The organism is Metabacillus hrfriensis (assembly GCF_030127205.1).
Taxonomy (GTDB): Bacteria; Bacillota; Bacilli; order Bacillales; family Bacillaceae; genus Bacillus_P; species Bacillus_P dongyingensis.
In genome coordinates this window covers 4,339,387-4,358,460 of record NZ_CP126116.1, presented here as the reverse complement: position 1 = coordinate 4,358,460, position 19,074 = coordinate 4,339,387, and the positions used below count along the sequence as shown (strand labels likewise).

22 protein-coding genes are annotated in these 19,074 nt (G+C 40.8%); 17 read left to right on the top strand and 5 right to left on the bottom strand.

Annotation, left to right across the window (positions count from 1 at the left end):
• Positions 1–26: 26 nt before the first annotated feature.
• The 7 genes from yutH to QLQ22_RS21630 all read left to right on the top strand — a co-directional run bounded on the left by yutH (position 27) and on the right by QLQ22_RS21630 (position 8,019).
• Complete coding sequence (gene yutH / locus QLQ22_RS21660) at positions 27–1,025, top strand: spore coat putative kinase YutH (protein ID WP_420828885.1); 999 nt, start codon at positions 27–29, stop codon at positions 1,023–1,025.
• A gap of 64 nt (positions 1,026–1,089) precedes the next feature.
• Positions 1,090–2,055, top strand: coding sequence for a 2-hydroxyacid dehydrogenase (locus tag QLQ22_RS21655; protein ID WP_223438010.1), 966 nt, complete (start codon positions 1,090–1,092; stop codon positions 2,053–2,055).
• A 51-nt stretch (positions 2,056–2,106) separates the two neighbouring features.
• Positions 2,107–2,280: a hypothetical protein gene (locus QLQ22_RS21650; protein WP_223438008.1), complete on the top strand. Its 174-nt coding sequence runs from the start codon at positions 2,107–2,109 to the stop codon at positions 2,278–2,280.
• A 281-nt stretch (positions 2,281–2,561) separates the two neighbouring features.
• Positions 2,562–3,860: a homoserine dehydrogenase gene (locus QLQ22_RS21645; protein WP_223438006.1), complete on the top strand. Its 1,299-nt coding sequence runs from the start codon at positions 2,562–2,564 to the stop codon at positions 3,858–3,860.
• Positions 3,860–4,918, top strand: a complete 1,059-nt coding sequence (gene thrC / locus QLQ22_RS21640; RefSeq protein ID WP_223443664.1) for a threonine synthase — start codon at positions 3,860–3,862, stop codon at positions 4,916–4,918. The genes QLQ22_RS21645 and thrC overlap by 1 nt, the downstream gene beginning before the upstream one ends.
• Complete coding sequence (gene thrB / locus QLQ22_RS21635) at positions 4,915–5,850, top strand: homoserine kinase (protein ID WP_284016918.1); 936 nt, start codon at positions 4,915–4,917, stop codon at positions 5,848–5,850. Before thrC ends, thrB begins: the two co-directional genes overlap by 4 nt.
• Positions 5,851–6,030: 180 nt before the next feature.
• On the top strand, positions 6,031–8,019 hold the full coding sequence (locus QLQ22_RS21630; protein WP_284015531.1) for a S9 family peptidase: 1,989 nt from the start codon (positions 6,031–6,033) through the stop codon (positions 8,017–8,019).
• A 42-nt stretch (positions 8,020–8,061) separates the two neighbouring features.
• On the opposite strand, the gene QLQ22_RS21625 is transcribed toward QLQ22_RS21630, so the two are convergent.
• Positions 8,062–8,283, bottom strand: coding sequence for a NifU family protein (locus QLQ22_RS21625; protein ID WP_101568137.1), 222 nt, complete (start codon positions 8,281–8,283; stop codon positions 8,062–8,064).
• Positions 8,284–8,502: 219 nt separating this feature from the next.
• On the opposite strand from QLQ22_RS21625, the gene QLQ22_RS21620 reads away from it, so the two are divergent.
• Positions 8,503–8,826 carry a YuzD family protein gene (locus tag QLQ22_RS21620; protein WP_223438002.1) on the top strand — a complete coding sequence of 108 codons (324 nt, stop codon included), beginning with the start codon at positions 8,503–8,505 and terminating at the stop codon, positions 8,824–8,826.
• A gap of 168 nt (positions 8,827–8,994) precedes the next feature.
• Here the strand turns inward: QLQ22_RS21620 and QLQ22_RS21615 are convergent, their stop codons facing one another.
• Positions 8,995–10,062, bottom strand: a complete 1,068-nt coding sequence (locus QLQ22_RS21615; protein WP_252207361.1) for an NAD(P)/FAD-dependent oxidoreductase — start codon at positions 10,060–10,062, stop codon at positions 8,995–8,997.
• Between the two features lie 286 nt (positions 10,063–10,348).
• Between QLQ22_RS21615 and QLQ22_RS21610 the strand changes: the two genes are divergently transcribed.
• The gene (locus QLQ22_RS21610; RefSeq protein ID WP_070876045.1) at positions 10,349–10,591 is read left to right on the top strand and encodes a YuzB family protein; all 243 of its coding nucleotides are present in this window, start codon (positions 10,349–10,351) and stop codon (positions 10,589–10,591) included.
• 43 nt (positions 10,592–10,634) lie between these two features.
• Here the strand turns inward: QLQ22_RS21610 and QLQ22_RS25200 are convergent, their stop codons facing one another.
• Positions 10,635–10,853, bottom strand: coding sequence for a DUF2225 domain-containing protein (locus QLQ22_RS25200; protein WP_423246213.1), 219 nt, complete (start codon positions 10,851–10,853; stop codon positions 10,635–10,637).
• Positions 10,854–11,187: 334 nt separating this feature from the next.
• Between QLQ22_RS25200 and dapF the strand changes: the two genes are divergently transcribed.
• Both dapF and QLQ22_RS21600 read left to right on the top strand, forming a co-directional pair.
• The gene (dapF, locus tag QLQ22_RS21605; protein WP_284015530.1) at positions 11,188–12,048 is read left to right on the top strand and encodes a diaminopimelate epimerase; all 861 of its coding nucleotides are present in this window, start codon (positions 11,188–11,190) and stop codon (positions 12,046–12,048) included.
• 90 nt (positions 12,049–12,138) lie between these two features.
• A complete protein-coding gene (locus tag QLQ22_RS21600) occupies positions 12,139–12,501 on the top strand; it encodes a HesB/IscA family protein (RefSeq protein WP_223437992.1) in 363 nt (120 codons plus the stop codon).
• 52 nt (positions 12,502–12,553) lie between these two features.
• Here the strand turns inward: QLQ22_RS21600 and QLQ22_RS21595 are convergent, their stop codons facing one another.
• A complete protein-coding gene (locus QLQ22_RS21595; protein ID WP_284015529.1) occupies positions 12,554–13,081 on the bottom strand; it encodes a hypothetical protein in 528 nt (175 codons plus the stop codon).
• A gap of 129 nt (positions 13,082–13,210) precedes the next feature.
• Here QLQ22_RS21595 and QLQ22_RS21590 point away from each other — a divergent pair, with 129 nt between their 5' ends.
• Complete coding sequence (locus QLQ22_RS21590) at positions 13,211–14,008, top strand: hypothetical protein (protein WP_284015528.1); 798 nt, start codon at positions 13,211–13,213, stop codon at positions 14,006–14,008.
• A 208-nt stretch (positions 14,009–14,216) separates the two neighbouring features.
• Here the strand turns inward: QLQ22_RS21590 and yumC are convergent, their stop codons facing one another.
• On the bottom strand, positions 14,217–15,212 hold the full coding sequence (yumC, locus tag QLQ22_RS21585; RefSeq protein WP_223437986.1) for a ferredoxin--NADP reductase 2: 996 nt from the start codon (positions 15,210–15,212) through the stop codon (positions 14,217–14,219).
• A gap of 388 nt (positions 15,213–15,600) precedes the next feature.
• Here yumC and QLQ22_RS21580 point away from each other — a divergent pair, with 388 nt between their 5' ends.
• The 5 genes from QLQ22_RS21580 to QLQ22_RS21560 all read left to right on the top strand — a co-directional run bounded on the left by QLQ22_RS21580 (position 15,601) and on the right by QLQ22_RS21560 (position 18,926).
• On the top strand, positions 15,601–16,824 hold the full coding sequence (locus QLQ22_RS21580) for an NAD(P)/FAD-dependent oxidoreductase (protein WP_223437984.1): 1,224 nt from the start codon (positions 15,601–15,603) through the stop codon (positions 16,822–16,824).
• A gap of 99 nt (positions 16,825–16,923) precedes the next feature.
• Complete coding sequence (locus QLQ22_RS21575) at positions 16,924–17,406, top strand: NUDIX domain-containing protein (protein WP_223437982.1); 483 nt, start codon at positions 16,924–16,926, stop codon at positions 17,404–17,406.
• A 163-nt stretch (positions 17,407–17,569) separates the two neighbouring features.
• On the top strand, positions 17,570–17,695 hold the full coding sequence (locus QLQ22_RS21570; protein WP_223437980.1) for a YuiA family protein: 126 nt from the start codon (positions 17,570–17,572) through the stop codon (positions 17,693–17,695).
• 102 nt (positions 17,696–17,797) lie between these two features.
• Positions 17,798–18,088, top strand: coding sequence for a YuiB family protein (locus QLQ22_RS21565; protein WP_223443658.1), 291 nt, complete (start codon positions 17,798–17,800; stop codon positions 18,086–18,088).
• A 139-nt stretch (positions 18,089–18,227) separates the two neighbouring features.
• Entirely contained in the window at positions 18,228–18,926 is a 699-nt protein-coding gene (locus QLQ22_RS21560) for a 3D domain-containing protein (RefSeq protein WP_223437978.1), read from the top strand.
• The last annotated feature ends 148 nt before the right edge of the window (positions 18,927–19,074 follow it).

Genomic DNA, 19,074 nt, shown 5'->3' with positions numbered 1-19,074 from the left:
GGACTTTTATATATATGGGGGAGAAACTGGTGGAAAAATTGATTCGGGAACAATATGGACTTAGAGTGGCAGAGACATTCAGAGTAGGTAATTATGAAGCTTTCTCATATCATCAGCATGTCTATTTGATGGTCCCGCTGTCACATATAGACGATGAAGAGCTTTATGAACTGTATAATATGAGTCAATTTCTGCTTGAACGCGGAGACCCGTTTGTGGCGGTTTTTTTGTTAACGAAGCAAGGGAATTTATATATAGAATGGGAAAAAAAGAAATATGGAATTCTGAAAACCTCTTATATTCCAAGTGAGCGGGTGTTTCAGATGGGCAGAGAACTTGCACGATTTCACCAAAAAGCCAGGAGCTATCCCTATCAGGTGTCAAAGATAAGCAGAATTGGCCAATGGAAGGTGCTTTGGGAAAAGCGCACAGATCAGCTTGAGGGGTTTTGGAGAGGAAAAGTCAGTTCGCAGCCGCTTGATTCTTTTGAAAAAATGTTCGCTGAATCCTTTCCATATTATATGGGTCTTGCCGAAAATGCTATTCAATACTTAGTAGACACAGAACTTGACGATGAGCCTCAGCCCATTGATTCAGCAACTGTCTGTCATCACAGATTCAATTCGGATACATGGAGATCATCAGGACTTGTTAAAATTCCGACAGATTGGGTGTTTGATCACTGCAGCAGAGATATTGCCGAATATTTAAGAAACCAATTTTTTGAACATCCCGATATGCTGCGCCAGGATGGATTTTTACTTTTAGATGAGTATGACCGGACAACGCCGCTTTCGTCTTTTTCATGGAGACTCATTTACAGCCGCCTGCTGCTGCCGATTCATTATTTTGAATGCATTGAGGATTACTATTTATCATCAGAGACTGATAAACCCTATTATGAGGCAAAGCTTTCGGAAATGCTCAAGTCTTCCTCCAAATACGAAGGATTCCTGAAATCGTATGCACAATTACTGTCCATGCGGACGAAAAAAATCTATTTGCCGGATATACATTGGCTATAGGGCATGTTCAATCCTCTCACACCTAATGTGATAAGATAAAAGAAAAGGGAAATAGGGTGAGAGGATGAAAACGCCAAAAATATTCATAACACGAAAATGTCCTGAAGAAAGTTTGGAAGCGCTTAAGAGTTTAGGGGAAGTGCAGATGTGGGATAAAGAGGATGAGCCATGTCCGCGAGACCTCCTGCTTGAAAAAGCAAAAGAAGCAGATGCTCTCTTGACGATGCTTTCCGATCAGGTTGACGAGGAGCTGCTTAACAAAGCAGAAAACGTAAAAGTCATTTCAAACCTTGCTGTAGGATATGACAATATTAATCTTGACTATGCGAAGCAAAAAAATGTGATCATTACAAATACACCTGATGTTTTAACAGATACAACAGCTGACCTCACCTTTGCCCTCATCCTCGCTGCTGCCAGGCGGGTCATTGAAGCGGCAGACTATGTGAAGGAAGGGAAATGGACAAGCTGGAGCCCTCTTTTGCTTGCGGGAGCAGATGTTCATCATAAAACGATCGGGATTGTCGGCATGGGAAAAATAGGCCAGGCTGTGGCAAAACGAGCAAAGGGATTTGACATGAACATTCTATATCATAATCGGTCTAGAGATTACGATGCTGAAAATAAATTGGAGGCAGTTTATAAAAGCCTGAATGAACTGCTGGCACAATCAGATTTTGTAGTCTGCATGACGCCTCTTACGAATGAAACGAAAAAGATGTTCAATGCTGACAGCTTCAGGAAAATGAAATCCTCAGCTATTTTTATTAATACATCGCGAGGCGGAACCGTTGTGGAGGAGGATTTGATAAAAGCCCTTGAAGAAGGTGAAATTGCAGGAGCGGGATTGGATGTATTTGAAAATGAACCGATAAGCCCCGATCATCCGCTGTTAAAGCTTCCAAATACAGTAGCGCTTCCTCATATTGGCAGTGCAACGCTTGAAACAAGATACGCTATGATCGATTGTTGTGTTCAGAATATCAAGTCGGTTTTAACAGGGAAATCTCCTATTACGCCATTAAATTAGATTACTGTTTTTAAGAATGGGGTATAGTGTTCTAAAACGGGAGGTTTCAAAATGAACAGTTTTTTAGTGCAGTATACAGATAAAGAAACAATGGAGAGAATCTTTGATGGTCCCATCTTTCCAACGGAGGAAGAAGCCATGCTTGAAAAAGAAAAGCTTGAGCGAAAAGGCCACATTGATGTAATAGTTGAAAGCGAAAATGATATACAGCTTGACCGCGAATAGAAAAAACGTGCGATTTACCGCACGTCTTTTTATTTTACACCAAAATTTTTTTGCTCCTTGGTCAGATCGGATCTGACCAAGGAGTTTCTCCTTTACTTATAAGTATTTTCCAAAAAATATAAACCCAGTATAATTAAAGAAGAAAGCGATTACATAATAAATACTGAAAATTCTCTATTGATAAGCAATGGCACACTGTTTATAATGACAATAATAGAAAATGTCTATCATACATATACAAATGTATTTCTAAGAAGGACATCAGGGGAGTGGATAAATTCATGAAAGCAATTCAAGTTGGTTTGTTGGGACTAGGCACAGTCGGAAGCGGTGTAGTGAAAATTATAGATGATCACCAGGATAAATTGATGCATCAGGTAGGCTGTCCAGTTAAGGTGAAAAAGATCCTAGTACAGGATATTGATAAAAAAAGACAGGTTGAATTCGGAAAAGAGCTTCTGACGAAAAACGCTGATGAAGTTATTCACGATCCTGATATAGATGTCATTATTGAAGTAATGGGCGGTGTCGAGCATACAAAGGAATATATTCTTCAGGCTCTTCGGGCTAAAAAGCATGTAGTTACAGCAAATAAGGATCTTATGGCCGTCTATGGCACGGAGCTATTAGATGCTGCAACAGAAAATGGCTGTGACCTATTTTATGAAGCAAGTGTTGCCGGCGGAATTCCGATTTTAAGAAGTTTAGTAGATGGACTTGCTTCAGACCGGATCAACAAAATGATGGGAATCGTGAACGGGACAACGAATTTCATCTTAACAAAAATGAGCAAACAGGGAAGTCCATATGAAGAAGTGCTGAAAGAAGCCCAGGATCTTGGCTATGCTGAGTCGGATCCTACTGCCGACGTAGAAGGTCTGGATGCTGCCCGCAAAATGGCGATTCTCGCACGCCTCGGTTTTTCAATGCACGTAGATTTAGAGGATGTAAGTGTCAAAGGGATCAGTGAAGTAACGGATGAGGACATCAGCTACAGCAAGAGACTTGGGTATACAATGAAGCTGATCGGCATCGCCAACCGCAACCACAATAAAGTCGAAGTCAGTGTACAGCCTACACTGCTGCCCGATTATCATCCATTGGCATCGGTTAACAACGAATATAACGCTGTTTATGTATACGGAGAAGCTGTAGGAGAAACGATGTTCTACGGCCCGGGTGCAGGCAGCCTGCCGACTGCAACAGCTGTTGTTTCTGATCTAGTAGGCGTCATGAAAAATATGAGACTTGGTGTGAATGGACGAAGCGCAGTTCTTCCTCAATTTGAAAAAGCATTGAAGCAGAGCGATGAAATCTATGCTCAGCATTTCCTGCGCATTCATGTGAAAGATCAGGTTGGTGCATTTTCAACCATTACTTCCTTGTTCTCAGAACGCGGGGTCAGCTTTGAGAAAATTCTCCAGCTTCCGCTAAAAAACAGCAATCTGGCAGAAATTGTGATTGTCACGCATCAGGCATCAAATAAAGACTTTGATGAGATTCTGGCTAACCTGCTTGATCTTGAAGTCGTACAGGGCATTAAAAGCTCATATCGCGTAGAAGGGAACGGTTACTTATGATGTGGAAAGGTCTCTTGAATCAATACCGGAATTACTTGCCCGTAAATGACAACACACCTTTACTTACATTGAACGAGGGGAATACCCCTCTTGTTTTTTTACCAACTCTATCAGAGCAGTTAGGTCTTGAGCTTTATGCTAAAACAGAAGGCGCTAATCCGACGGGCTCCTTTAAAGACAGAGGAATGGTAATGGCTGTTGCAAAAGCGAAAGAAGAAGGCAGTGATACAGTCATCTGTGCTTCTACGGGAAATACATCAGCTGCAGCAGCTGCCTATGCAGCCAGAGCGAAAATGCGCTGCATTATTGTCATTCCTGATGGGAAAATTGCGTTTGGAAAACTGGCACAGGCAGTGATGTACGGAGCAGAAATCATCGCTATAAAGGGAAACTTCGATCAGGCGCTGACTATGGTCCGCAGCATGTCTGAGAAGCTTCCTATTACTCTTGTGAACTCTGTGAACCCTTACAGGCTTGAAGGGCAAAAAACAGCTGCATTCGAGCTTTGTGACGCATTGGGAGCAGCTCCGGATATTCTCTCAATACCCGTCGGCAATGCCGGAAACATTTCTGCTTATTGGAAGGGCTTTTTAGAATATGACAGCATTCATCAGACTGGCCTCCCGCAAATGCACGGCTTTGAAGCAGAGGGAGCAGCTGCCATTGTGCGCAATCAAGTGATTGAAAATCCAGAAACGATTGCAACTGCCATTCGGATCGGCAACCCGGCAAGCTGGGACAAAGCTGTTAAAGCAGCTGAGCAGTCAAACGGCTTTATTGATGAAGTAACAGACGAGGAAATTATTGAAGCCTATCAGCTTTTAGCAAAGACAGAAGGCATTTTTGCAGAGCCTGCTTCTTGTGCTTCCATTGCAGGATTAATAAAGAGCGCCAAGAAGGGCGTTTATCAAAAGGGAGCTAAAGCAGTTGCTGTTTTAACAGGAAATGGATTAAAAGATCCAAACGTGGCTGTTGATCTCTCTGAAATCAAACCAATCGTGCTTCCTAACGATGAACTTGCCGTTATGGAGCAGCTTAAGGGAGTGGGTGCATGGTGAAGGAAGGCGACATGTTAAAGATAAAAGTTCCCGGAAGCACAGCGAATCTTGGACCTGGCTTTGATTCTGTCGGTCTTGCTGTTAATCGTTATCTGGAACTGAGGGTTACTCCTGCTGAAACATGGTCTTTTATTCCGTTAAATGAGGAAATGCTCACTATCCCAAGAGATGAAGAAAACCTCATTTATCAAGTTGCAAAAAGAGTGGCATCATCTTATGAATCTGCCCTGCCCGGCTGTACTGTTGAGGTATGGAGCGATATTCCTATGGCACGGGGGTTAGGGAGCAGCGCTGCTGCTATCGTGGCGGGAGTGGAGCTTGCAAATGAATTATGCTCTTTAAAGTTAAGCATGAAAGAAAAGCTGCATCTTGCCAGTATTATTGAAGGCCACCCGGATAATGCAGGAGCATCTTTGTACGGAGGTTTAGTAGTGGGACTTCATCAGGAGCAAGTAACAGAATTGGTAGCCGTTGATGAAGTCGACGTAGATCTAGTAGCAGTTGTTCCTCCATACAAGCTGTATACAAAAGATGCCCGCGACGTCCTTCCCGGGTATTTGGAATACAGCGGGGCAGTAGAGGCAAGCGCAGTCAGCAATGTTTTGGTAGCAGCTGTTCTGTCAAACAACTGGCCGCTTGCAGGGAAAATGATGCAAAAAGATTTATTTCACCAGCCGTATCGCGGTACTTTGATTAAGGAGCTTTCGAAAGTACAGAAAGCGGCAATGGATGCAGGTGCATATGGCGCAGCTCTCAGCGGTGCGGGGCCTACTGTCTTGGCATTTACGGCTAAAGGGAAAGGGAAAACACTCGCTAAACTGCTTAAAGCGCAATTTCCTAAATGTGAAGTTGAAGAGCTGACACCAGTATTAGAGGGATCAAATGTTTATTATGAAGCCCGTTCTGGACAAGTTCGGGATTCGATTGGATAGAGCATTCTCTTATGAGGATGCTTTTTTTGTTTTGAGATGCTGATCAGCCTGTTTTTTGGATGTTTCTGTTTCATTTCAAAATTTAGCTATTTTAAGCCGCTTCAGAAGGAAAATTATTTAGCTTGTCGAAATAAATAAAATAACAGAAAAAATTCAAGGGAAAGTTTGGTGTTGATAAAAATGGAATTTGTACAGCAAAAGAGAGGGATGACAGCTGAGGACTTATACAAGCTGAATTCCGTCAATGATCCTCAAGTTTCACCGTGCGGCACAAAGGCCGTTTACGTTCAAACGTCTATTCACGAAGAAAAACATCAATACATATCAAATCTATTTTTAACCGACTTAGAAAAGAATATTTCCAGTCAATGGACTTATGGTGAAGGTAAAAATACTTCTCCGAGATGGTCTCCTGATGGAAGCCGTCTTGCTTTTATTTCAGATCGGAGTGGAAAGAATCAGCTGTTTCTCATGTCAGCATCTGGCGGAGAGGCTAAAGCACTCACAAAAGAACATTTATCTGTCTCACAGCCTGTCTGGAGTCCCGATGGCAAGAAAATACTTGCAGCTATTTCTTTGGCGCCAGATGACAAATTAGACAAAGAGGATAGGGATGAGAAAAAGCTGCCGGAGCCGCTCGTAGTTGAAGATATGAGGTACAAGTCTGATGCAGCCGGTTTTGTAAAGAACCGTAAAAGGCAGCTTGCGGTTGTGGATGTGAAAACAGGGAAGCTTGAACTCATCGGTTCAAGGGAGTTTGATTATAACGATGGAGCCTGGTCCCCTGATGGGAAATCGATTGCGTTTACTTCGAATATGACGGACGATCCTGATCAAACTTTAATCTCAGATGTTTTTATTCTATCTTTAGAAACTAATGAGCAGCAGCAGCTGACGAACAGCAATGGTTTCTTTGGCAATCTTTCCTGGTCGCCTGATGGAAGCTGCCTATCTTTTTTTGGTCATGAAAAAGAATTCCAAAGTGCGACTTTCTCTAAAATTTGGCTGTACAAAATGGAAACAGAAGAGTTATCATGCTATTCAGCTGACTGGGACGTTCACATCAGTGATGCGGTTGTAGCGGATTTTATATCTGGCAGTGTGAATCCAGGTCTTATTTGGACAGAGGACAGCCAGGGATTTTACTTTATTTTAACCGATCAGGGCAATACGGGTGTCTATTATGGATCGCTTGAAGGACAAACCTTGCCGGTAAGGTTTGAACAGGAGCATGTGTACGGGTTATCGGTTCACCCTGGCAGTCATACTGCAGTTCTCGGAATCAGTAGTCCTGATCATCCTTGCGACCTGTATTTCTTTGATTTCAGCACAGGGGAAAATCGTCAGCTTACAAATGTAAATGATGAATTCTTGCAGGAAATTGAGCTTGCTGTACCTGAAGCAATTAAGTGGAATGCAGAAGATGGACTTGAGATTCACGGGTGGATCATGAAGCCGGTTGGATTTAAGAACGGCGAAAAATACCCGCTCGTTCTTGAAATACATGGTGGTCCGCACGCCATGTATGCCAACACTTATTTCCATGAGTTTCAGATGCTTGCATCAAGCGGAAAAGCCGTCCTCTATACAAATCCGCGGGGAAGCCATGGATATGGACAGCATTTTGTTGATCAGGTGCGCGGTGATTATGGAGGAAGCGACTATACCGATTTAATGAGTGCAGTGGATTATGCTCTTGAAACCTATGATTATATTGATAAAGATCGATTAGGTGTAACTGGAGGCAGCTATGGCGGTTTTATGACCAACTGGATTGTGGGTCATACAAACAGGTTTAAAGCAGCTGTTACACAGCGTTCAATCAGCAACTGGATCAGCTTCTACGGAGTGAGTGATATCGGCTATTACTTTACAGAGTGGGAAATCGGCGGCAATCTGATCGATGATTTTGATAAACTGTGGCAGCATTCGCCGTTAAAATATGTCACAAACGTAGAAACGCCACTATTGATTCTTCATGGCGAAAAAGACTACCGCTGTCCTGTAGAGCAGGCTGAGCAGCTTTATATCGCTTTAAAGCGCCTGAAAAAAGAAACAAAACTCGTGCGCTTTCCAGATGCGAATCATGAATTATCCAGAAGCGGCCATCCTAAGCTTCGGATCGACCGGTTAAATCATATAAAAAATTGGTTCAGCGAATATTTATAAGCAAAAAAAAGATGGTGAGCGGGCTCACCATCTTTTTTTGCATTAGAAAACTTGTTCTACCTCTACAACACCCGGTACTTCTTCAAGAAGGGCGCGTTCAATCCCTGCTTTAAGTGTGATTGTTGAACTTGGGCAGCTGCCGCAAGCTCCTAAAAGGCGTAATTTTACGATGCCGTCTTCTACATCCACTAGTTCACAATCCCCGCCGTCACGAAGCAAGAATGGGCGTAATTTATCTAATACTTCCTGTACTTGTTCTACCATTTGAGTTTCTGTTGTCAACTTAATCGACTCCTTCCTTATCCTGCTATTATATTCAAAAAAGCGCTGAAAATCTATTCATATGATTGAAGTAAAATCTGTTAATGCCACTATTTTAACATATTCCGCAGTGAATAAAAATGGATACTTTCAGCATATAAGTTTTCATGGAAAAAAAACGCTTCCTCCCTTACAATGAAACTTAAGAAAAGGGGGAATACGATGAAAAAACAAGTCGAAGTGTATATATATGGAGCTGAAGTATTATGCCCAAGCTGTGTAAATCTTCCCTCCTCAAAAGAAACATATGAATGGCTGGAAGCAGCAATTTCAAGGAAATTCCCGCAGCAGCAGTTTAAAATAGAATATGTTGATGTATTCTCGCCTCAAGACAATCCTGAAAAAAAGAGTTTTGCGGAGAAAATCGCAAATGATGAGTATTTTTACCCTTTGGTTGTTATTAATGGAGTGGTAGTAGGAGAAGGCAATCCGAAATTGAAAACAATATATGCTGAAATGGAGAAGCATGGATATGTTTCTGCTTAGTAATCATTTAATGTGCAAGTGCAGCGGCTGAAAATAATCGAATTATAAGCATTTTGACTGCACAAGACACCGTTTTGACCGCCCGGGGCAAGTTTCTGGCCGCTGCCACATAAAAAATCCCTCAGATTAAAGCAAAAACGCAAGGCATCACATTGCCTTGCGTTTTTCTTATCCATTATGGTATTTGTACATCCAAAGTATTCCCGATTTAAGCAGTCGAGGAACTCGTCCAATTAGAGGGCGGTCATTCACAAGGCCGAAACCATGTTTCTTTCCAAGCGACCCTAATACGCCTTTCAGCTTGAAGGCAGGGAAGTCCTGCGGCAATTCTTCACCATTCCACTTTTTAAGCAGAACTTGAACGATTTGTTCAGCCTGAGCTTCAGCCAGCTGTGCACTTGGTGCATGAGGAAGACTTGCACAGTCTCCAACAACAAATGCATCCTCATGATGCGGAAGATGATGCTGTTTTGTAAGCACTACTCGGCCCTGAGGATCTTTATCAACAGGAAGATCTCTTACGATTTTGTTCGGCTGAATTCCTGCAGTCCACACGATGGCATCGTATGAAACAGGCTCATCATGATTATAAAGAACATTTTGTTCTACCTTTGTCACGTTGGCACTGTTGATAATGGTTACGCCATGATCTTCAAACCAGCCTTGAACATATTTGCTCAGACGTTCCGGAAAACTGGACAGAATGTTTTTTCCGCGGTCATAAAGCGTGATCTTAAGATCTTTTCTGCTTTCTCGGAGCTCACTTGCAAGCTCAACTCCGCTTAGTCCTGCGCCAACGATTGCAACAGAAGCACCGCCGCTTAAATTGTTAAGGAGCTGGTAGGTTTCTCTTGATTGATCAATTGTCTGAATGCTGTGGGTAAACTCTTTCGCGCCTGGAACATTATGATATTTGTCTTCACAGCCTAAACCAATAATAAGATCATCATATGAAATCGGTTCCTGATTATTCAGATGAACCTTTTTTTCTTCAAGATCAACCGAGGTTATTTCCCCGAACGTTACGTGCAGACGCTCATGCTCTGGAAAATCTACGCGGATATGATGGTCTGAAATCGTTCCCGCAGCCAGTGCATAATATTCCGTTTTTAAACAATGATAGGGATTTTTATCTATGAGTGTAATTTGCACATCATCAGGCAGCTGACCTGGAAGCAGTCGATGAAGGACGCGCATGCCGCCGTATCCACCGCCAAGAATTACTAAGTTCTTCATTGCAGACTCCCCTTTTTCTCCTCTTTTAGTGAGTTAGTTATATTCTTATCTATAGGTTAAATCAGTTATTAAGTAAACCTTTGCAATATGCCATCTAAAAGTATAACGAATTTGATGATAAACCACAATATGTTATGAAAAAGTCATCTATTAATCTGAGAACCTGCCCATTAGTAAATCACTTTAATGAAAATGTGTTGATATTTATGAAAAAAGTATAACATAAAACGTAAATAATTGACGATAGTACATAGAAAGGGTAGCATAGGATTGCAGGTGTGAGGTGATGAAGTTGAAACCAATAATAGAATTTTGTATAAGCAATTTAGCGAACGGTTCACAAGCTGCTTTGGAAAAGTTAGAAAAGGATCCTAATCTGGACATTATTGAATACGGATGTCTTGGATATTGCGGAAAATGCTATGCTTCTCTTTATGCCCTTGTAAACGGTGAGGTTGTAACCGGGGAATCATCTGAAGAGCTAGTTAAAAACATATATGATTACCTGGATGAGAATCCTATGTTCTAAGCAAAACGCGTACATTTAGTATGCGTTTTTTTACTGCTTATATTTAGCTTATTGGATACTTTTGTTTCCATTCTCTCATTTCTCGCCAACCTGTCTTTTGCCATTTCGGCGATGGATTTTTCACGGGCATCTTTTCGCCTAACATAGAAGTTCCAATTTCAGTCAAATGAGACGTAAACTCTTCTGAATGAGAATAACCGCAGTCTGGGCATACAATTACATAGTAAATTTTGACTATAATAAGAACAAAAGTCGCTGTCATGTTCGGTTGCGCATATGCAGCTGCTTCTTACTATATCGGACAGTCGTAGAGGAAATCGAGCTTATTCAATGTATGATGTCTAAATAAAGTGCATTATTTGAATAACTAAAAGCAAACAATTACAAAATAAGATTAGACAACTAGCCCCTTTCCAACCTTTTAAGTGCAGTCAGAGCAGGGATTTTCACGTATTAATAATGGAAGAATCACGAATAAAAGCTCCCTGCATCAAAGCAGAGAGCTTTTATTATCTATAACAAACGGGGGATATTTCTATTGTGATCCTGTTTCCAGCATTTTATACTTATAAAAAGAAAAAAAGAGGGAGAACTCCATGAAACAATTCCAATTTACAAAAATGCATGCACTCGGCAACAATTATATATATGTAAATATGTTTAAAGAGCAAATTGAAGAGTCGAAACTTCCTCAGGTTGCAAAGGAGGTATCTAATGTATTTACAGGAATCGGTTCAGATGGACTTATCTTAATTTGTCCATCTGAAAAAGCACCAGTAAAGATGAGGATTTTTAACAGTGATGGTTCTGAAGGAAAAAACTGCGGAAATGGTCTTCGCTGTGTTGCGAAATATGCATTTGAGAATAAACTGATAGATGAAAAAGAATTTTCGATTGAAACACTTTCAGGTTTGGTTCATGCAAAGCTCGAAGTGAAAGATAATGAAGTCCAAAGGGTAACAATTAATATGGGGCAGCCAAAGCTTGATCGGGGGGAAATTCCTATGGCCGGCACTCCTGATGAAAAAGTAATAAATGAACAGCTTGAATTTGCCGGCGAAACCTATTATGCTACAGCCGTATCAATGGGAAATCCGCATCTTATTTTCTATGTGGACAGCATTGAAACAGCTCCAGTGTTAACACTTGGACCAAGGGTTGAGAAAGACCCTCTTTTTCCTGAAAGCATCAATGTAGAGTTTGTTGAAGTGGCTTCCGAAAATGAACTTCATTTCAGAGTCTGGGAAAGAGGTTCAGGAGTTACACAGGCATGCGGAACAGGAGCTTGTGCAGCAGTTGTCTCTTCTGTTCTCAATGGCCATACGAAAAGAGGAATGGATACAACTGTCCATCTTGCCGGCGGGGACCTCCTTATTAATTGGACGGAAGAAGGGAATGTTTTAATGACTGGCCCAGCAGAGGTCATCTGTACTGGTGTTTATTTTTACGATAAATAGCAGTGCAGTGTGTTTCATTTGAGAGTTCCGGGTGGAAAGGGTATACTTTATGTATAGCCTTTGGATTATTGGCAAAGGAGGAACAAGAAAATGAATGATTTTGTAATAATTACTGAAGCAGCAGCTTATCAGATAAAAGATATGATGAAAGAAAACGGCGAAGAGCAGGCTTTTCTGCGCGTTGGCGTAAAAGGCGGCGGCTGCAGCGGTTTATCTTACGGCATGGGTTTTGAACAAGAACCTAATGAGGACGACACTCAGTTTGAGGTGCATGGCATCAATGTGCTTGTCGATAAAGAAAGCTCCCTTATTTTAAAAGGGACAAAAATTGATTTTAAAGAGTCCCTAATGGGGGGCGGATTTACCATTGATAATCCGAATGCGATCGCTTCATGCGGATGCGGTTCATCTTTCAGAACAGCTACGAATACAGGTACTCCTGAAGAGTGCTGAATATAAAAAAAGACATTTCATTGGCAAAAAAACGCCAGTAAAGTGTCTTTTTTTATTTCTTTTTCCGTAAAAACATTAGGAGAGTGAAAATGAAAAGAATCGCGATAAAAATAATTCCCCAAGTAATGGCATTAGTTCCTAGCTGATGTTCCAGATTCACTTGCTTTTCAGGTTCTTTTCCGGCACCGAGATTTCTTATGTCATCCCCTGCGTCTGTGAGCAAATTTGTTCGTTCGCATAATCCGGTCTCAAGGTTAAACTTATCTCCGTATGCATAAACAAGATAATTTTCACCTTCAATGAAATCAACTCCGCACCCTGCAGAGTCCCTCTCTGTTTCAACAATAAGCTGTGATTGAGAAGGGCCCTTCCAGATAAGATCCACATCAATTAACACTTTTTTCTGACTGCTTCCTGTGATCTTTAATACTTTTCCTGAAAAAATGGCTGTTTTGTTTTCTAATTCTGACTGAACGGAAGGCTGCTGCGCACATGAACAAGCATAGCCATTTTCTTTATTTACTAAAAAGATGCCTGACATAATTACCGCACATAAGATTAGTTTTAGTTTCCATTTCACACTATTTCCCCCTTCCTTGAAAACATAGTCGAGGATAAATAGAAAAAGGTTTCAGGTTCCAATTTAAAAACAAAGGACAAATAGCGGGCATATAGTATGGATGTGTGAATAGAGAAGGGAGCTTGAATAATGAATTACAACCCATATCCATATCCATATCCATATCAGATGTATAATCAATTTCGTCTTTCATCAACAGATGAATTAAATGAAGGCCTATATAAATGGGTGAAATTAACCTTTACAAACGGTACGGAAAAAGAGGCATTTATATTCTACTTAGATAAACAATCAGGTGCAGTGTTTATTTTGTCATTTCCCAAATTAACGACAAGTCAGGCGAATGTGAATGATATAAAATCCTTCGAAGTGATGCCTGAACCTCCAAAAATGGAAGAAGAGGCTCCTCAAGAATCAGAAGTACAAAACGGCGGGACAGAAGGCGATCAGGAAGTCGGTCAAATGCCGGGAATGGATCAACCTGAAGAAATGCAGGGCGATCAGGAAAGTCCATTCGGACAAATGCCGGGAATGGGCCAATCGGGAGAAATGCAGGGCGGTCAGGAAAGTCCATTCGGTCAAATGCCGGGAATGGGTCAATCTGAAGAAATGCAGGGCGGTCAGGAAAGTCCATTCGGTCAAATACCGGGAATGGGTCAACCTGGAGGAATGCAGAGCGGTCAGGGAAGTCCATTCGGCCAAATGCCGGGAATGGGTCAACCTGGAGGAATGCAGGGCAGTCAGGGAAGTCCATTCGGTCAAATGCCGGGAATGGGTCAACCTGGAGGAATGCAGGACGGTCAGGGAAGTCCTTTTGGTCAAATTCCTGGAGGTGATCAAAGCGGAATACCGTTTGGCGGCCAAAGATACCAGCAATGGAATCAGCCGGTTTATTACAATCCATACAGCTATTACTGGCAGCAGTAAGTCATGCAGCGTTTATTCCAATAAAAAAGAGGAAAAGCAGACCGCTTTCCTCTTTTTATTGTAGGAATATAAAGTTTTGCACATTAAGGGCGAGCGGAAGCGCCTGGCTCCTCCGTCTGAACGGCTTCGCCAAAAAATGTCAAACCCGGGCTTCTCACTGGATGGCATCTGTCATACCTGTGTTATCCAAGGTCATCCGATTTTCTTATTATTTTTCAAACAAGCTTGTGCTGTGAAGCGGCTGAACTCTTGCTTTTGGATCCATATAAGCTTTCGCATTATTAACAGCAGTTGGAGCTTCACCAAAACCGCTTGCGATCAGTTTTACTTTTCCTTCATATGTGCAGATGTCGCCCGCAGCATAGATGCCTTCAACGTTTGTTTCCATCTTGCTGTTAACTACAATTGAGTTTTTCTCAATTTCAAGACCCCAGTTTTTGATTGGGCCAAGTGATGAGACAAATCCAAAATTCACGATGACAGAGTCAACATCTATGACTTCTTTGCGTTCGCCTTTCACTTCTTCTAAGACTACTTGTTCAATATTACCTGCACCTGTTAATTCTTTTGGAACGAAAGGAGTGAGAACTTGAACTTTTGAGTTATTCAGGTTTTCGACACTATGCTCATGAGCACGGAACTTATCTCTTCTATGAACAAGTGTTACTTTTTCAGCAATTGGCTCTAGCATAAGTGCCCAGTCAACAGCAGAATCTCCGCCTCCGCAAATAAGAACTCTCTGGCCGGCAAATTGATTTAAATCATCAATGAAGTAATGAAGATTTGCTTTTTCAAATGAAGCAGCTTCTTCAAGTTCAATTTTTCGGGGTTGGAACGCACCGTTTCCTGCAGTAATGATAATCGTTTTAGAATAGTGAACTTCTTGATCAGTTGTTAATTTAAACACGCCGTCAGCCTGTTTTTCAACCGTTTCAACTGCTTGCTCGAGACAAACTGTCTGCTCAAACTTGGCCATTTGCTCTTTTAAATTGTTTACCAGCTCCTGTGCGCGCACTTTAGGAAATCCTGCAACATCATATATGTATTTTTCAGGATATAAGGCAGAAAGCTGACCGCCGAGCTGCGGCAAACTTTCGATGATTTTAACAGAAGCCTGGCGCATACCGCCGTAAAATGCAGTGAACAAACCGACAGGTCCGCCGCCAATGATCGTAATATCGTATACTTTTGTGTCTTCCTTCACAAATATCCCCCCGATTGTAATTGATAATAATTCTTAATTATAACATATCATACCTCTTTAACAATTTCATCTGGTAATTGAGTAAAGAGATGTGCTTGTATGATGAATATGATTATTATAGAGAATGTTTTTATTTTTGTAAAATTCTTAACGTTTCTAATCCTTCAATTTGGTCTTGAAAAATATAATGCAGATGCTATTATGTAATATAGGCATTATTTATATTCTATATTACTACTCACAGAGTTTTCAGTATCATTTTGAAAAGTTAAGTGAACATTTTCACATACTTTTTTAGGTAAAACAAAATAAAATGTTGTGAAGCAGCGGAAGATAATTAGTATTGAAATTATTTCATTCTTTACAGCAAATTCAAAAAAAGGTGGATGTGATTCGGTTGAGAAAGCCCAAAATAGTAGTTTTAGGTGCAGGTTACGGCGGATTAATGGCAGTTACACGTCTTCAAAAAATGATTGGTGTAAACGAAGCAGATCTTACACTGGTTAACAAAAATGATTATCACTATGAAACAACATGGCTTCATGAAGCTTCAGCAGGTACATTGCATCATGATAAAGCAAGATACCAAGTCAAGGATGTTATTGATAACAGCCGTGTAAAATTTGTGAAAGAAACAGTTGTTTCCATCAACAAAGATGAAAAGAAAATTGTTCTTTCAAATGGCGAGCTTGAGTATGACTACCTAGTGATTTCTCTTGGATCTCATCCAGAAACATTCGGTATCAAAGGCTTGAAAGAGTACGCTTTCGGTATTACAAACATTAATGCAGCGCGTCAATTGCGCGAGCATATCGAATATCAATTCGCTACTTACAACACTGAAGAAGTAAAGCGCGATCAGCGCCTTGCAATCGTTGTGGGCGGAGCTGGCTTCACTGGCATCGAGTTCCTTGGCGAGCTTGCTAACCGTGTTCCTGAGCTTTGCCGTGAGTACGATGTTGATCATAAGAAAGTACGCATCATCTGTGTAGAAGCTGCTCCAACAGCTCTTCCTGGATTTGATCCAGAGCTAGTAGAATACGCTGTAAACCACTTAGAGCGTAAAGGGGTAGAATTCAAAATCGGCACAGCCATTAAAGAATGTGTTGAAGACGGCATCATTGTTGCAAAAGATGACGTAATGGAAGAAATTAAATCTGATACAGTTGTATGGGCAGCAGGTGTGCGCGGAAACAGCATCGTTGAAGAAGCTGGCTTTGAAAACATGCGCGGGCGTGTAAAGGTAGATTCTTACTTAAGAGCACCAGGCCATGAAGATGTATTCATCATTGGCGACTGTTCACTAGTAATCAACGAAGAAATCAACCGTCCATATCCTCCAACAGCTCAAATTGCTATGCAGCAAGGTATTACAGCAGCTAAAAACATTGCTGTGGCCGTTCGCGACCAGGGTGAAATGGAAGAATTCAAACCAGACATCAAAGGTACAGTTGCTTCACTTGGCGAAGATGACGCTGTAGGTATGGTATTTGGCAAGAAAGTTATGGGAACAAAAGCTTCATTCATGAAAAAAATGATTGATAACCGTGCTCTATTAATGGTTGGCGGAGCAGGATTAGTCGTTAAAAAAGGTAAATTTAAATTTTTCTAAGAAGTAGAGTAAAATAAAAGACAAGAGCCTTCTAAGCTTTTGTCTTTTTTTTATCGAAAAAATCTAATTTAATATAGTAAGTCAAAAGGGGAGATTATGGTGGCAAATAAGCGGGGGAATGTATGGATTGCTGTATCTGGTGTAGTTGAAAATGAAAACGGGGACTGGCTTGTCGTGAAAAAGAAATACGGGGGGTTGAAAGGGAAGTGGTCTTTTCCAGCCGGATTCGTAAATGAAGGGGAAACGCTCGATGAGGCGATTGTTCGCGAAATTCATGAGGAAACGGGAATTGAAGCTGAAGTGCAGGGTGTTATTGGCATCCGGTCAGGAGTCATTCAAAGTACAATCAGCGATAATATGATTATTTTTAAACTCAAGGCGAATTCATCAAAAATTATCGTACAGGAAGATGAGTTATTTGAAGCTGCCTTTTTTCCTCCCAATTTTCTTAAGGATGACGAGGATGCCTCCCTGCTGCTTCAGTCATTTGCAGAGGAAATGTTTGAGAAAATGCTTTATAAAATAGATGGTCTAAACCCCGGTGATCAGTTTGGCTACACGTCATATCGCTTATTTTTATAATTTTCAAAATAATAAGAAAAATTGAGTAAATAGAAGGAAGAGCTTGATGTATTCGCTTACATCAAGAATCCCGTAAGATTTTCTCCCTTTATCCTTTACAAAGAACCTGATATAGTATTTTCAATATCAAAAAAGAGATACTTGACAGAGGGGAGAATAGATTATGAATGCATCTGCTATTGAAAAGAAAGAATGTCCATATTGTTCGGGGAAAGGTTATTTCCAATTGCTTCTTGGCGGTTCAGAAACGTGCGATTGCTGCAACGGAACAGGAAAGAAGTCTTCATAAAACGTTCAATTTTTTTACAATTGACTGAATATCGCTTGTTCAGTACACTTAAATAGGTGTACTGGAGGCGATGACTTGTTTTTACCTGTATTGATAATTTCGATGCTTTTATTCTTTGTTTTATTTTTTGGAATCGGTTTCTTGCTGAATATGCTGCTTCGCATGTCTTGGATCATGGCTATTATCTATCCGATTGTCTGTATATTGATTGTAGATAATGTGAGAGTCACTCAATACTTTACCTCACCTGGACCATCTTTTTCATCTTTAGGAGAGCGTATTCTATCTTTGGCTTTGGCAGATATTCTAATACTGGTCTGCGGTTTTATCGGAGCGATTGTGTCCGGAATTGTTATTAACATGCTCCGCAAAAGAGGCTATCAAATGTTTTAAAAGGTGATCTGTACAAGAGTACAGATCTTTTTTATTTGCAGAAATCAAAACTTGTAAAATATGGATTCCTCTCTATCTTGAATATTTCGTTTATCATTTGGAAACGATTATTGATGTGAGAGGAGTGAACACATCGTAAATGGATAGGACAAAAACCTGGTCAAGGCGTCTATTAATGACACTATTACTGCTAGTAGCGCTCGGTACCACTTTAAAAGCTTTTTCAGGTGTGGAGGCAAAGGATCTGTCTGATATAAATGGGTGGAGCAAAGGCATCTTGGCAAGTGAAAGCCATCCCTATAAGCTGACAGGCCTTATCCCGAAATCTCTGCACAATGAAAAAACGGTCGCAACTGCGATTTCTTCAAGCGGAAGTTCTTTAAATCAAATGTCGCTTGAAAATGAAATTAACTGGTCACAATATCCGAAAAAAGAAGTAACAGCAACCGGATACACGGCAGGCTATGAATCAACAGGCAAAAAACCTGAACATCCAGAATATGGTATTACGTATTCTGGAGTGAAAGTAAAAAGAGATTTGTATTCAACAATAGCAGCTGATTTAAGTGTGTTTCCGATAGGAACCATTCTTTTTATTCCGGGTTACGGCTTTGGTGTTGTAGCAGACAAGGGCGGAGCGATTAAGGGGAATGAACTGGATCTTTATTACGATACTGTTGATGAAGTATTTCAATCCTGGGGCAAAAAAACGTTAGACATATATATCGTTCAAAAAGGAAACGGACGATTAACTGAAAATGAACTGACGAAACTGAATGAAGATAAGTCTATGCAGGCATTTCGTCAAAAATACATGAAGCCGAAAACCAAAAGTTAACTAGCACAGTGACTCCTTGTTGGTCCCGCGGCCCTGAGGTGATTTCAGCGGAAAGTGGTTAATCTTGAAAGTCATAGAATTCAATGAATCACCTTGAAATCATAAGGAATAATAAAAATTTAGAATTAATGAGTATTTCAACTGTGGA

Excerpts from the sequence above, each read along its gene's own strand:
- QLQ22_RS21655 (WP_223438010.1), top strand. The coding sequence starts at position 1,090 with ATGAAAACGCCAAAAATATTCATAACACGAAAATGTCCTGAAGAAAGT.
- QLQ22_RS21650 (WP_223438008.1), top strand. The coding sequence starts at position 2,107 with ATGAACAGTTTTTTAGTGCAGTATACAGATAAAGAAACAATGGAGAGA.
- QLQ22_RS21645 (WP_223438006.1), top strand. The coding sequence starts at position 2,562 with ATGAAAGCAATTCAAGTTGGTTTGTTGGGACTAGGCACAGTCGGAAGC.
- thrC (WP_223443664.1), top strand. The coding sequence starts at position 3,860 with ATGTGGAAAGGTCTCTTGAATCAATACCGGAATTACTTGCCCGTAAAT.
- QLQ22_RS21630 (WP_284015531.1), top strand. The coding sequence starts at position 6,031 with ATGGAATTTGTACAGCAAAAGAGAGGGATGACAGCTGAGGACTTATAC.
- QLQ22_RS21625 (WP_101568137.1), bottom strand. The coding sequence starts at position 8,283 with ATGGTAGAACAAGTACAGGAAGTATTAGATAAATTACGCCCATTCTTG.
- QLQ22_RS21620 (WP_223438002.1), top strand. The coding sequence starts at position 8,503 with ATGAAAAAACAAGTCGAAGTGTATATATATGGAGCTGAAGTATTATGC.
- QLQ22_RS21615 (WP_252207361.1), bottom strand. The coding sequence starts at position 10,062 with ATGAAGAACTTAGTAATTCTTGGCGGTGGATACGGCGGCATGCGCGTC.
- QLQ22_RS21610 (WP_070876045.1), top strand. The coding sequence starts at position 10,349 with ATGAAGTTGAAACCAATAATAGAATTTTGTATAAGCAATTTAGCGAAC.
- QLQ22_RS25200 (WP_423246213.1), bottom strand. The coding sequence starts at position 10,853 with ATGACAGCGACTTTTGTTCTTATTATAGTCAAAATTTACTATGTAATT.
- dapF (WP_284015530.1), top strand. The coding sequence starts at position 11,188 with ATGAAACAATTCCAATTTACAAAAATGCATGCACTCGGCAACAATTAT.
- QLQ22_RS21600 (WP_223437992.1), top strand. The coding sequence starts at position 12,139 with ATGAATGATTTTGTAATAATTACTGAAGCAGCAGCTTATCAGATAAAA.
- QLQ22_RS21590 (WP_284015528.1), top strand. The coding sequence starts at position 13,211 with ATGAATTACAACCCATATCCATATCCATATCCATATCAGATGTATAAT.
- QLQ22_RS21570 (WP_223437980.1), top strand. The coding sequence starts at position 17,570 with ATGAATGCATCTGCTATTGAAAAGAAAGAATGTCCATATTGTTCGGGG.
- QLQ22_RS21565 (WP_223443658.1), top strand. The coding sequence starts at position 17,798 with ATGCTTTTATTCTTTGTTTTATTTTTTGGAATCGGTTTCTTGCTGAAT.
- QLQ22_RS21560 (WP_223437978.1), top strand. The coding sequence starts at position 18,228 with ATGGATAGGACAAAAACCTGGTCAAGGCGTCTATTAATGACACTATTA.